This window comes from Pedobacter nyackensis (assembly GCF_900176505.1).
GTDB classification, from domain to species: Bacteria; Bacteroidota; Bacteroidia; order Sphingobacteriales; family Sphingobacteriaceae; genus Pedobacter; species Pedobacter nyackensis.
Map to the genome: position 1 here is coordinate 255,319 of NZ_FWYB01000004.1, position 14,722 is coordinate 270,040.

Below are 14,722 nucleotides of genomic sequence, written 5' to 3' on the forward strand. Positions count from 1 at the left end.
GTGAATTTTGGGCAAAAAAAGCATCGATATTGAGCAATTTAAAGGAGGTAAAGTACCTCAGGATTCAGTTAATTTGAAATACATTTCAAATTCGCACACACACCACAATATGAACCACTGTTCTAACCAGTTAATCAGGATCACTAAGATCCTGATTATATTATTTAGCTCCCTGGTTACTGCTAAGGCACAAACCATCCAGCTTAAAACACGATATTCCACAATTAGCATTGATGGAAAAGGTTTTATTCAGTCGATTAAGGATCTTAAAACCAATAAGGAATATCATCCCAAAGGTTATTCTTCTCCGCTGATGAGTCTTTCAAATGATAAAACTGTGATTTATCCGGTAAAAGCCGTTTATGACCAGAAACAGAAGCTGATCGTGCTGAATTATACAAATGGTTCGATTGCGAAAGTAAAGGTTGAGCAGAAAAAGGAGTATTTCAGGTTTCAGTTGTTGTCGCTCTCAAAGGAGAAAGCTATTGACAACATCATCTGGGGGCCGTATAAAACAAATATCTCGAAGACTATTGGAGATGTCCTTGGAGTGGTTAGAGATGACGATTTTGCCATAGGCATGCTGGGCTTAAATGATAACACTACAGGGGGACCTCCTACGGGTGGAGATATGTCTTTCATGTATTATTTCATTCATTCACCTGATCCTGTAAAATATCCGCTCCCTCCACACCTTAAAGAAGGACAAACCTTTACCATTGGTGGTGATGGCATAAATGATGTCGCATTTTATTCACGGCCTGAGGAGTATTTTAGAATGAACTATGGGAATGGGGCAACGCTCGAACCTGCATTTGGTTCAGTTATCTGTATGCATTCCAGGGACAGAAGAAAAGAGCAAATGATACGTTTTCCTGTACTTCCGGATAATTTGGATGGAAAAGCGAACTCCGCGCGCTATCAGTTAGTGCTTCCAACAGATGCGGGATTCATAGGCTCAGCAATGGCGTTATATGCCTGTCCGGATTCACTAGGTTTGAAAACGATAGAGGAAATAGTCCTAAAGGAAGGCTTACCACATCCGGAAATAGATGGCAAATGGATCAAGGATCCAAAGAGTTATCGCCCAGATATAGCCTGGAGAGGTGTTCACGATAGTCTGATTACTTATGCGCATCGCCTGGGCCTGAAATCGATTCAGGACGAAGGTTGGGGCGAATATTATCCAAACCGTGCAAACAGATGGAATGGTAAGAAGATAAATTTCAAGTCAGCATCAGAAATGACCATTCCTGAATATGGTGCTTTGATGGAGAAGAACAACCTGCGGTGGGGGTTGCATACACTTTGTGAGTTTCTACAACCAGGTAATAATAGTGATGTTTCACCGGTACCTAACGACAGTTTGGCTATTATGCAGCGCACGGTCATAACTAAGGACCTTTCTGCAGTTGATACCGTCATTACGGTTGAGGACAGCGCTTATTTTAACGAATTTGGAGGTTGGGAAGGAAACCACACCAATGTGCTTAAAATTGGAAAGGAACTTATTGAGTATAATGGCATTACAGCAACCAAACCTTATACCTTTTTGAATGTTAAGCGCGGGTTTCATGGTACCACCCGGGGATCTTTTAAAGCAGGGACGACTATAGTTAAGCTTCAGCCCAACTGTTATCGCGGGTTTGCACCGGACATGAATCTTCAGGAGGTATACGGTGATTACTATGGAAAGTGGCTGACTGATGGTGGAATGGATTATATTGATTTTGATGGTTTGGAAAGTTGTATTTATCAGGGACATGGACAGTATTCATTCAAGCGGTTTTTTGGAAAACTTTTTGAGAGCTACAAGAAAAATGGCGGAAAGTACCTTCGGGTAATGGGTAGTGCAATAGGCGAAGGGAGTTGGCATTATATGAGTGTTTGCAATGTAGGCGGAGGAGACCATATGTTTAGTCCGGTATCCAACAAATGGGGGATTGAAGGAAAGGATATGCGTTATGTCTTTCAGAGCAGTTATCTTCCGGCTACTTTTGGAATTATCGATCTTGGTAGCGATTGGACCATGTATGATGCAGAAAATCTTCAAGCCAAATCCATTGGATGGGATGCAACTTACATGCTTGGCTTAAGTGAACGGGCTGTAGAAAATTGCAGCGAAAAGGATGCTATATTTAAAGCTTATCGTACCTGGGAAAATCTGAGAGAGGAAATGGATTTTTCCAAAATACTTAAAGAAAAACTAAAAGATCTGAATTATAAGTTCCATTTAGAGCAAACGGGCAAGAAGTCATTTGTCCTGTATCCTGTGCGTGAAAACCGTTTCAGAAATCAGGAGTTTACAACTAATGGTACATCATATGAATTGAAAAATGAATTTGACAACCAGCCACTTGAATTTGCAGTGAGAGTATATGCAGAAAAGGGTGAACAGGCAAATGGAATCAAAATTACCCTTCAAAATGGGAAGCAGTTATTGATTGACCGGAAGTTGTCTGACAGGGAGTTTATTATATGTAAAGGAAATTCGCTTTATATTGCAGATAAGTTCAGAAAAAAGCAGGAAGAGCTATTTGCTAATGTTAACCTGATATTGCCAAATGGCCAGTCACAGTTTACCGTGGCTGCACTAAATGAGAGCAATAAAAAGATAAAACTTGAGCTGGTAGTGAATACGATCGGAAAAGGTGAGGAAATTAAATAAATTTTTATCAATGAATTACTTAAAAACCGGATTGGTCTGGTTAATTATATTAACTGGTTTTCATTTAAATGCGCAAACAAGGGCTTTAGGTTTCGCTGAGGCGCTTGTTGGTCAGCTTAAGGGGCATGTTCGAGTTAGTATGACCCGATTTAATGGAACGACGCCGATTAAAACGAATAACTTTACTAGCGGTTCGTTGAAAACCGATGAGGGACTATGGCAATTGAATGTTAGCCAAAAGCCAGTTTTAACCGGCTCGGAGGAAGTAGATATACAAGCCGCCTTCGAACTGAAGCAAGGTATAGCGACGGCGACCGCTGTTGCTGTTTCATTCGATTTTGCAGGCTGGAAGCGGGAGAATTATGTGCTGGTGCCTGCTATAGTTTATAACGGCAACAGGTATAGGTCGATAGGCAATGGGTATAATCCTGATTACCCCATTGATATGTATTATAATCCAAAGGTGCCACTTACCATTTCTAATGAACCAAGACTTTCCATTGAAAAAGGGCAGTCATCAGTACTGGAGCTTCAAACGACAAATACGGCAACACCATCCATGTGTTTTTTCTCACCCGGAGAAAAAAAAGGTTTTATTGTATTGACTGAACAACAGACAGAAGTTGGGAACACAGGGCTTACCATAGCAGAAAATAAAGCTCAGGATAGTTGTAGTTTTACACTGAACGTTCCTGCAATGAGAAAATTGGCAGCGGGATTCGGTGATTTTCATAAAAGTGGTGATCTTGCTCCAAATTGGAAAGCCGGGGATAAAGTAGTCTTGAAGATGCGGGTGCTTGTTTTTGATGCTAAAAATATACCTGATCTGCTGTCTAAGTTCTTTAAAGTTCGTAAGTCATTGACAGGTGAAAATCAGCCACGAAATCAATTGCCTATGAGCCATTATTTAAACCTTGCCACTACAATCTGTAGCAATAATTTTATTACTGTTTCTACGGGGAGTTATTACAAGCCAGAAAACAACAGGGATTTTCAGTTGGGTTGGGTAAGCGGAATGATGAACACTTATCCAATGCTGGCTTTAAATGATGCTAAAGAGCGTACAAGGGTTGCCCAGGAGCTTGACTTTGTAGTTGATAAACTTCAGGGTAAAAGCGGTTATTTTTATGGAGGCATAAAGGAAACCGGCGAAATAATGACGGAAAAGGCTAATCCTCAATTTCCCGCAGTTCAGGCAATGGTCCGCAAAAATAGTGATGTCCTATTGTGGTTGATCAAACACCTGATGCTATTTAAGGCTCAGGGGCATGGCGGAGAAATAAATCGGGAATGGGAAACGGCAGCCAGAAAACTTGCCGCTGCATTTACCACAACCTGGAAAAAGCATGGGGAATTCGGCCAATATATTGTCCCTGAAACGGGAGAGATTGCTGTTTTCAATTCTACTGCCGGGGCGATAGCACCTGGAGGTTTGGCTCTGGCAGCCGATTATTTTAAAAATCCGGAGTGGTTAAAGGTTGCGGAAGCTGCAGCTGATTATTATTATAAGCGAGATGTGTTTGCACAGGGCCTAACAGGTGGCGACTGTGGAGATATTTCTCAGGATGCCAATTCAGAATCGGCTTTCGGTTTTTTAGAATCGTTGATGGCCTTATATCATTATACACAGGATAGGAAATGGCTCGAAAAAGCAGAGGTTCAGGCTGCACTATGTGCTACCTGGACAATTTCTTATGACCCTATTTTTCCTCAGAATAGCCAGATTGCAAAGCTTGGAGGGAAGATGGCTGGAGCGGTATGGGCTAGCATTCAGAATAAACATGCAGCTCCAGGTGCCTGTACATCGTCGGCGGATTATCTTTTCAAACTTTACAGGGCTACCGGGAATAAGTTATACGCAGATTTGATTCGTGATATCCAACACGCCCATGCCGAGGCAGTGAATGTTCCACCTTATCACCTGACCACCAATAATCTGCCAGGATCAAGTATGGAAAGAATTCAGCCTAGTGACGCCGAAGGCAGAGCGAGTACAGGTAATTTTATCAATACCAGAAACTCATGGACAGAAACAAATGGTATGTTGATGGCACTTGAACTTCCTGGTATTTATCTGCAAACAGATCGAAATAAGCTTGTTGTTTTTGACCATGTGGAGGCAACAATATTGAAGTCAGATGAAAAGGGTACTGTGGTTAGGATTAAAAATAGTACCCGGTTTGATGCAGATGTTGCTGTCTTCGCCGAAACCTTCGCAAAATCAAAAAATCCCCTTTCATATACAGCTTTTGTGAAATGGCCAAAAGTAAATGTCAAGGCAGGGGAGGAGATCAGTATGCATATTTCGGAGCTTGGTAAGTTGAGCAGGATTTATTAATACCTTTGAGGGTACCTCGCCCAAGTGATCCGAAACTGAAAGTGCTGATCAATGAATGGTTGAGTAAATAAACGTAGCGATGAAACCTAAACTACCTTTTCTTTTTTTTCTTGTTGTTTTAATGTTGACAGCTCTTTCAACAAAAACTAATGCACAGGACAACCTAAATTTTGAACCCTTATTAGGCAAAGTTGATTCTTCAGGTATTTTTTATTCGAATGATCACTATACCTGGTGCAGTAGTGTAGTCAAAGGTGAGGATGGTAAGTATCATATGTTTTATTCTCGATGGGCGCATGGAAAAAGACCACTTGACGATGATCCAATGAATTATATTTTCAATGGCTTTCGGGGCTGGTGCAAGTATTCTGAAATTGCACATGCGGTTTCCGATAATCTAAATGGTCCTTTTCATTACACTTCCACGGTCTTGAAAGGGGATGGAAAGGCTTCAAACTGGGATCGTTTCACAATGCATAATCCGCTGATTAGGAAGTTTGGTAAGTATTATTATCTGTATTATATCAGTAATTCCTTTGATCCTGCCTTTAGTGTGGATAAAAAAGTAAGTAAGGATTGGGCCCATTGGCTAAAGTACAATTGCACCCAGGCCATAGGAGTAATTAAAGCGAAAAGTATCAAGGATCTGCTGAGTGGTAACTATGAAAAACCGGCTGCACCTTTAATGAAGCCAGATCATATTAACACTTTTGAAGTAACCACCAATCCGACAGTTACGCAAGGGCCCGATGGACGTTATTATATGATGTATAAATCGAGGAAGCCAAATGTTGGAAATATGACTTTCTACATGGCTGTTAGCCATAAACCCGATGGCCCTTATAAAATGTTAGGGGAGGTTTTTACTTCTGCTGAGATGGCTTGTGAAGACCCTTGTATGTGGTTTGATAAAAAGAGGAAAAGGTTTTATGCTGCAGTTAAGTACTATTCGCATAGTAAAAAACTGGTGCCACAATTTGGGGCACTTGCTTTAATTACTTCAACGGATGGGCTGGATTGGAAAGCGGCAGCTCATCCATTGATCTCTTTACGTGAGTTGACGATGAAAGATGGGAAGAAGGTACCATTACAGCATTTGGAGCGACCTTTTGTTGTCACTGATAAAGATGGTCAACCTATAGCATTATTTGCTGCAGCTTCCATTAAGGAACCTTCAGAAGGCACGGACAATCCTCCTTTTGAAAATAATTCTTTTAATGTTAGTTTTCCATTAAAGTAAGGCCAGATTAAAATCAGAGAATAAGTCATCAATTTCGTTAGATTATCTATTTTAAATGAGACTTCAGTAAGCTATTTTTACAAGAAGTTTTTTAGAGTGTCATTTTTTTTCCATAACCTTATATCGTCTTACGAAATCGATGATATGTTTACTCAAGCAATATTAATGGATGAAGCCTTACTTTCTTTATTGGAATCGGATGATGAGAGCGGTCTTAAACTCATCTATGATCAATATTGGGAACAACTTTATCTGGCGGCATTTAGTATCTTAAGAGATGCTGATCCCTGTAAAGATATTGTGCAGGATGTGCTGTTACAATTGTGGGTTCGAAGGGCTGAAGTGAAAATCGATTCGTTAAAATCATATTTGTTTACAGCTGTTCGTTATAAAGTCCTCACTTACATTAAATCGGCAAATAATCGAAAGGTATTTATTGAGGATGGTGAATTGGAAAGATTGGCAGGTTTTGATTTAATGAAGGACCGGTTGAACGAGCAGGATGTTGAAAAGTTGCTTGAACAGGGGGTTGCCTTACTTCCTAAACGTTGTCAGGAGGTCTTTTTGCTAAGCAGAATGGAGTTCCTCAGTAACAAGGAGATTGCAAGCAGAATGGGAATCAGTGTAAAAACTGTGGAAGCTCAAATGTCTATTGCTTTAAAGCAATTAAGGATAGTAATGGGTGAAGTTCTTTTTTTAGCCTGCGTATCTTCACTCTTTTTAAACTAATTTTTTTAAAATTCTTTTAGGGGTTAGGTGGTTTTAATTAGACTTACCTATATGAACCTCACAATGATACTTTGGGATATGGTCGGGAAGTCGATTTAAACGAGGTAAAAGATGGAGTAAAGGTCAGAAACGTTGAACTGAGCGGGGAGGCCTATTTTGAAGTAGTAAAGAACGAATTACATCCCAGTGGGCGGACTTTATGTTCGACAACTGATGAGCTGAAATTTGAAATAAAGGAATTAACAATAAATTGACGAATAACGAATAAACAAAAAACCAACCTAACTAACCGAATCTTTAACCCTAAACCAAATTTAACTGCGAAATTGTTTTTGCGGGCCAACCTGTTGGTGCAAAGAACATGCGTATGAAAGAAAATACCTAAACGGAAGCGCTTAAATTAAGCCAAGAGTGGTGGAACACTCCTGGCTTATGGTTTAATGCTATCATCATGCCCGAATATGATCGGGAATTGCGTAAACAATTATTAATGAAAACCGCGGAATGCCAAACTATTGCTCAGACAATGGCATTCACGTCTTAAACTAATTTAAATGTATGAATTTTTACTTTAATAGCTTATGCAGGCCCCCGGCAGGCGTAGCTAAAATTTTGCTGGTAATGAAATTGATTATTATACTATTAACAGCTGGGATTTTGCAAGTTAGCGCAAATACCTACGGTCAGAGCGTGACATTGAGGACGAAGAATGCGACATTGGTGAGCATATTTAAAGAAATCCGGAAACAAACAGGCTATGATTTTATTTATAGCGATCGAATGCTGGAAAATGCCGGACCGGTTGATTTAGATATTCATAATGTTCCGGTAGAAGAAGCATTGAAAAGGGCATTTATTAACCAGCCTTTTATATACGAGATTGAAAAGAAAATAATCATAGTGAAGTCGAGGCCGGTAAGTAACCAACAACAGCGTGTGGTTACGGGTAAAGTAACTGACGATAAGGGGGAGACTTTAATTGGGGTAACGGTAAAGAGCCAGAAAACCAATACAGTGGCAAGTACTGATAAGAATGGAAGGTATTCCATTAAAGTGGGTGACAATGCTGATGTGCTGATTTTTTCTTATCTGGGATATGAAACCAGTAAGATACCGGTTTCGAATAAGGAGGTCATAAATGTTCAACTTAAAAGCAGTGTTAGTGAGCTTAATAATGTAGTGATATCAACCGGTATTTTTAAAAAGGTTGATAAAAGTTTTACAGGGGCCTCCACAACTGTTTCTGCTAAAGAACTGGAGCAGTTTGGTAATCGCAATCTGATTACATCGCTTCGCAACGTAGATCCTTCATTCAACATCATTGAGAGTAATTCATTTGGTTCTGATCCCAACCGCATACCTGAAATTCAAATCAGGGGAAATTCAAGTTTGCCCAATGTGGATGATTTACAAAATGAGAGTCGTGTTGCTTTAAACACCCCATTAATCATTCTTGATGGATTTCAATCCTCTCTGCAAAAATTGTTGGACATGAATGCGAATGAGGTGGAATCACTTACCATTCTGAAAGATGCTTCTGCTACAGCTATTTATGGTTCCAGAGGCGCAAATGGCGTAGTTGTGATCACTACTAAAGTACCTAAGGAAGGAAAACTTCGTATTACTTATCGTGGTGATTTAAACATCGAAGCACCTGATTTAAGCGCTTATAATCTTTTACATGCAAGAGAGAAGCTGGAATTGGAAAAAACCATAGGACTATATAATGGTGAAAGACCGAATTTTGATATACCACTTAAGCGTTATTATAGCTTTCTTTTAACTGATGTTAACAGTGGTGTTGATACTTATTGGCTATCAAAGCCACTCAATACAGGCGTGGGCCAGCGCCATAACCTACGTTTAGAAGGAGGTGATCAAGCTTTTCGATATTCTGCATCCATGCAATTAAATGATATTAAGGGCGTAATGAAAGGATCAGAGCGGAAAACCTATAACGGGACCATTAATCTGGCTTATACTTACAATAAAATAAAGTTTAGTAACAGCTTAATGATATCGGAGGGGAGTTCAGCAAATTCGCCTTATGGAAACTTTAATGATTACGTTAAATTGAATCCTTATTGGAAGGCCTACGATGAGAACGGACAGGTAATTAAAATTTTAGGCGATCCCGGAAATACGGATTACGTAGGTCGTTGGGCTACACTGCCAACCAATCCGCTTTATAATGCTACTTTGAATACTTTTGATAAGTCCAGTACTTCTGAGATCACCAACAATACCTCGGTTGAATGGCAAATTAACCAGGATTTAACGATGAGGGGGCGATTTGGAATTACGAAATCTGAGGTTAAAAACGACAAATTCAGACCAGCGGAACATACAGCTTTCGCTGATTATGGTGAAGCAGATATTTTCAGAAAAGGAGATTATAACTACGGGGTGGGAAGTAAATTGGCTTATGACGGGTCAGTCAACCTAAGCTATTCTAAAACAATTCGCGAAAAACATACTGTTTTTGGTGGGGTGGATTATAACATGCGCCAAAACAGATTTTCGGATTATGGTTTTCTTGCAGAAGGATTTACCAATTCAAATTTTGATTTTATCTCCATGGCACAACAGTATGCAAAGGATGGCCGACCTACAGGATCGGAAGGTTTGACAAGAGCTATTGGGGTTACGGGTAATGCAAATTATATTTATGATAACCGGTACTTCGTTGATGGATCTTTCCGTATAGATGGTTCTTCACAATTTGGTAATAATAAACGTTTTGCACCATTTTGGTCTGTGGGAGCAGGTTGGAACATTCATAATGAGGAATTCTTTAAAGATTTTAATGTGATTAATCGTCTAAAACTCCGTGGATCCTTAGGTCCTACAGGTTCGCAGAACTTTAGTCCTTATCAGGCACTTTCTTCTTACCGCTACTATACGGATGATCGTTACATCAACTCGAACGGTGCTTATTTAATGGGGTTGGGTAACCAGGACTTGAAGTGGCAGCAAACCATGAAATATGATGTGGGTGTTGATGCTGAATTTCTCGATAGACGCCTGAAATTAACCGCAGATTATTATATCCAGAAAACGAATGGTCTGGTTTCTTCTGTAAACCTGCCCGCTTCTAATGGATTCACCAGCTATGTTGAAAATATTGGCAAGCTAAACAACCGGGGATTTGAATTGAAAACTACGGCTTTCTTAGTGCGCAATTCGGCAGTTACCTGGAGTGTTACCATGGCTATGATGCACAATAAAAACAAGATTGTTCAAATTTCACAAGCATTAAAAGATGCTCAAATAGCCATTGAGAACTCTACAGGCGCTACTCCGAGTACATTGTTTAAGGAAGGATACTCATCCAATACGATATGGGTTGTTCCATCTTTGGGTATTGATCCAAGCACAGGTAAAGAACTTTATCTGGCCAAAGACGGACAACAAACCTACACCTGGAATCCGGCTGACCTTAGGGCCGCAGGATCAAATGATCCGAAAATCCAGGGTAATTTAAGTTCGATGGTTCGTTATAGAGATTTGTCGTTAAATGTAGCTTTCGGATATCGTTCAGGTGGACAACTTTACAACCAGACACTGATTAATAAAGTAGAGAATGCGGACTATGATTGGAATGTGGACGCCCGCGTTTATAACGACCGATGGAGAAGCCCTGGCGACATGGTTGAGTTCAAAAGCCTGATGGTTACAAGGGCTACGAACAAGACGTCGAGGTTTGTTAAGAATGAAAATACAATTAACTGTCAGAATATCAATTTGCAGTACAATAATGGCTATTTAAGTAAAAAATTAGGTGTTGAGGCGCTGTCAATTTCATTAAGTATTGCTGATGCCTTCTATTTCTCAACAGTAAAACAAGAGCGCGGAACACAATACCCATTCTCTAGACAATTTTCATTAAGCATTAATACCACATTTTAATAATTATGGATATGAAGACTTTAAAATATATTATTGTTGTGCTGTTGTTGCCGGCATTAACGAATACATCTTGTAAGGATTATTTGAACGTGAAGCCTAAAACTGAAATGACCCAGGAGGAACTTTTTTCCACAGAGGGAGGTTTTAAGGATGCGTTGAACGGGGTGTATATCCAAATGAAAGGAACTAATGTGTACGGTAGAGATATGACTATGACTACTATTGAACATCTAATTTCCAGCTGGGATGGGGATGCCATCATTAGTACGAAGGTTCCATATAAATTAGCTCATTTTAATTATACTGATGTAGATGCTGAAAGGTCGTTATCTGCTATATATGGTGCAGAATATAAGATCATTGCAAGCATCAATGCGATTCTTGATCATATTGATGAAAATAGGTTCGTTTTTAGGAGCCCTGGGGTATACGAGACTGTTAAAGCCGAATGTCTGGCTATGCGAGCGTATTGCCATCTCGATATCCTGCGCTTGTTTGGTCCTATTCCAACTGATGTCAATACCGGCAATAAACTGGCTTATGTAATTCATTTGTCTAAAACGCCGAATCCACTGTTGTCATTTGCCGCTTTTCAAGAGGCCTTATTAAAAGATCTGGACGAGGCAGAAAGATTAGTGAAAGATATTGACCCGATTGTTAAAAATATAGCCCCTACAGACGCCTATTTTGCCAACCGTAATTTGAAAATGAATTACTATGCGGTAAAAGCATTGCAGGCACGTGCTTATTTGTGGTTCAATAATAAAGGAAAGGCCTATGAGTGCGCCAAAATGGTTATTGATGCTAAGGACAGTAATGGTAATCCTATGTTCCGTTTAGGAAAGCTGGCTGACATGAGCGCTAAGGATTATGTGTTGACTTGCGAACATATTTTTGGCCTGCATGACTTTGCTTTATATACTAAGTACAGTTCTCTATACGCTAATGGCTCCCTGAGAAAGGGCAGCGACAATTCGATTATTAATTCACAGCTTTATGGTAATACCGGCACCGATATTCGTGAGGCTAATCTTTGGGAATTAATTACTTTGCCCCAAAGTGTACTACAGGGTTATGTTTTAAAGAAATATAAAGTTGATGAATCTGGGACAAATTTTAAGCAAATTCCTTTATTGCGTATTAGTGAAATGTATATGATCGCTATCGAAACGGGACAAGCTGCTGATGCCCAGTTGTTATGGACGACCTTTCGTTCTGCACGCGGTTTGCAACAAAATACTTTGCCAGCGGATCCTGTCCTGATTCAAAATGAATTGCTTAAGGAATATCGTAAAGAGTTTTATGCAGAAGGGCAGGCATTTTTTGCTTATAAACGGTTGAATGCAGCACAGGCAAATGTACTATTCGTTCCGGGGGAAGCAACACTTAATTATTTAATTCCAATGCCTAAAACGGAAGCAAATTAATGTTTGATATGATGAAGAAACTAAAATATTTTTTAGTAGCTATGGTTCTGATGGCCCTGGCTTCTTGTAAAGAGGATCCTTTCTTATTTAGTGAGATGGCAACCTTGCAGTTCGGACCTCCGGCATCGGCTATTTATGATCCAGGCGCTAATGATGCTGGTGCCCTTAGAACTTATACTTTTTTTTACAAAAATGCGGATACCCGCATGGATACGCTATTTTTTGATATTTATGCCATTGGTGGGGTATCTTCAAAAGATCGTAGTTTTAAACTGGAACAAATACAGGTTGAAGGTGTAAACAACGCGGTTGCGGGAACTCATTACATTTCATTAGATGATCCGGCTGTCAGTAAAAATTTTGTCATTAAAGCTGGCCAGATTCATAGTTTGGTTCCAGTGATTTTGTTACGGGATGTCTCTTTAAAAACGTCTGATGCGGTACTTAGGTTTAATATTGTTGAAAACGAAAACTTTAAGAAGGGGGAGGCCAAGTACTTGTGGCGACAGGTAGATTTTACCGATCGAATCAATAAACCAGCGGCCTGGTCTGGGTTTTTTCAAAACACATATTATGGCAAGTATAGCGCGGTAAAACATAAATTTATGATGGATCATACCGGAGAGCTTTGGGATCAATCTTTTATGAGTGAACTTCAAAATGGAGCTGCTCCTGATCTAAGCCGAATTGTCTATTATATGTCAGTTATTAAGCAGGCTTTGATTGATTACAATAAAGCCCATCCAGGCAATGCACTTAAAGACGAGATTGGTGATTTGGTTGCATTTCCATAATTCTAAAGATTATATCATGAAATATATATATACAATATTAAGCCTGACAATAGCACTTTTTATTTTCGGCTGTTCAAAGGATAAAGGTAATTATGACTATGTCTCCAAAGAAGTTATTACCATTAACGGCATAGAAAGTGCCTATACGAAAATTGCTGCGGTGGATAGAATTACTGTGGATCCGGAGGTCTCTTCTACGGAGAAAGATGCTGATTTTGAGTGTTTTTGGGGCGTTTATGACAGCCGTGTTTTGGGTGTGCTTGTAATTGATACAATTGCTAAAACCAAAGCCATTGATTATCAGATTTCCCAAAGTCCTAAAGACTGGACATTGGTTTTTGGTGCAAAAAACAAAAAAACAGGTGTTTCTAAATACGTTATCTCCGTTTTAAAAGTTGGCACCCAATTCTCTCGCGGGTGGTATGTTTTAAAAGACGACGGGGGTCAAACAGATCTCGATTTGTTCAAGTCCTCAGTTGGTATTGTTCCTGAAGATAAAGTTGAAAATGTTTATAGTGTAATAAATGGTAAAAAACTGAATGGTAAAGCATCACTTCTTAATTTTCAATTTAACTATAGGACAAACCCTACCGGAGCATATACTACTTTTCGCTCTTTATATTTAATGAGTGATAAGGATGTCAGCGTAGTGGATATTAGTTCTCTTAAGGAATTAAACGATTTTAACCACCTTTTTTACGAAGTACCTGCAACTAAAGCACCAGGTATTATAACCTGGGGAGCTCTTGGAGGTAATTATATTGTTAATGATGGGCAGCTTCACTCCCTTAATGCTAATTTAACAAGCAACACAGGGCATTTTGGAGCGAGAAGGGTAAAGGATGGTGTGAACACTCCATATAAGTTGTCTAAATATTTCATGATGGGGAATGGGCAAAATCCAATTTTCTTTGATGAAATGAGCAGTTCTTTTGTTTCTTGCGCAGCTAGTCCTACTGTGCTAAACCTGCTTACAGACGGCACCAACACTATGATTAGTGTAAACAATAGCAATAAGAACTTATTGTTTATGGGGACAAAAACAGCTTCTCCTTATACCGGATATGCTATTTTACAAGATAAAACCAATCCGGCTATAAAGTTACTGTCGTCTCTTACACCTGCATTTCCTAAGCTTACTATAGGTAGCGAGACCATAAAAGTTACTGACAAGCTTTATAATGCCACTAATTATACTTTGATACTTGATGATGAGAACTTGCTTTATTTTACATTAGGTAATCAGGTTTGGTCTAGAAACTTATCAAATCAAAATGAACAGTTGCAATTTACCGCACCAGCTGGTGAAGAAATCACCTTTATTCGTCATAGAAAATATGCTTCAACAGTGCAAACAGAGGCTCCTTTCAGATACAATTATGTAATGATAGGTACTAAAATCGGAGCTAATTACAAGGTACGTATGTTCACAAAAACATCGGGTAACCTTTCTCCTGCTCCGGAATTTACGCTTGAAGGAAAGGGTTCTGTAGGAGATGTGATGTATATATCACCTTCAAATTCTGTTTACCTTAATAATTTTTAAAACAACGAAAGCTCTTTAAATCATAGATTTAAGGAGCTTTTTGGAAATGGATTTGAGTAGAAATAAATAAT

General features: G+C 39.3%; 8 protein-coding genes. All 8 read left to right on the forward strand.

What is annotated here, in order from left to right; translation table 11 throughout:
- Positions 1 to 7 precede the first annotated feature (7 nt).
- The 8 genes from B9A18_RS10815 to B9A18_RS10855 all read left to right on the forward strand — a co-directional run bounded on the left by B9A18_RS10815 (position 8) and on the right by B9A18_RS10855 (position 14,651).
- Positions 8 to 2,668 (forward strand): hypothetical protein, encoded by a 2,661-nt coding sequence (locus tag B9A18_RS10815; RefSeq protein WP_084289303.1) that lies wholly within the window; start codon positions 8 to 10, stop codon positions 2,666 to 2,668.
- Positions 2,669 to 2,678: 10 nt separating this feature from the next.
- Positions 2,679 to 5,006 carry a YyaL domain-containing protein gene (locus B9A18_RS10820; RefSeq protein ID WP_084289304.1) on the forward strand — a complete coding sequence of 776 codons (2,328 nt, stop codon included), beginning with the start codon at positions 2,679 to 2,681 and terminating at the stop codon, positions 5,004 to 5,006.
- 79 nt (positions 5,007 to 5,085) lie between these two features.
- Positions 5,086 to 6,246 (forward strand): glycoside hydrolase family protein, encoded by a 1,161-nt coding sequence (locus B9A18_RS10825; RefSeq protein ID WP_084289305.1) that lies wholly within the window; start codon positions 5,086 to 5,088, stop codon positions 6,244 to 6,246.
- Between the two features lie 144 nt (positions 6,247 to 6,390).
- The gene (locus tag B9A18_RS10830) at positions 6,391 to 6,975 is read left to right on the forward strand and encodes an RNA polymerase sigma-70 factor (protein ID WP_084289306.1); all 585 of its coding nucleotides are present in this window, start codon (positions 6,391 to 6,393) and stop codon (positions 6,973 to 6,975) included.
- Between the two features lie 621 nt (positions 6,976 to 7,596).
- Complete coding sequence (locus B9A18_RS10840; protein WP_159452629.1) at positions 7,597 to 10,884, forward strand: SusC/RagA family TonB-linked outer membrane protein; 3,288 nt, start codon at positions 7,597 to 7,599, stop codon at positions 10,882 to 10,884.
- A gap of 11 nt (positions 10,885 to 10,895) precedes the next feature.
- Positions 10,896 to 12,311, forward strand: a complete 1,416-nt coding sequence (locus B9A18_RS10845) for a RagB/SusD family nutrient uptake outer membrane protein (RefSeq protein ID WP_159452630.1) — start codon at positions 10,896 to 10,898, stop codon at positions 12,309 to 12,311.
- 8 nt (positions 12,312 to 12,319) lie between these two features.
- Positions 12,320 to 13,105, forward strand: a complete 786-nt coding sequence (locus tag B9A18_RS10850) for a DUF4843 domain-containing protein (protein ID WP_159452631.1) — start codon at positions 12,320 to 12,322, stop codon at positions 13,103 to 13,105.
- A gap of 16 nt (positions 13,106 to 13,121) precedes the next feature.
- Positions 13,122 to 14,651, forward strand: a complete 1,530-nt coding sequence (locus B9A18_RS10855; RefSeq protein ID WP_159452632.1) for a PKD-like family lipoprotein — start codon at positions 13,122 to 13,124, stop codon at positions 14,649 to 14,651.
- Positions 14,652 to 14,722 lie beyond the last annotated feature (71 nt).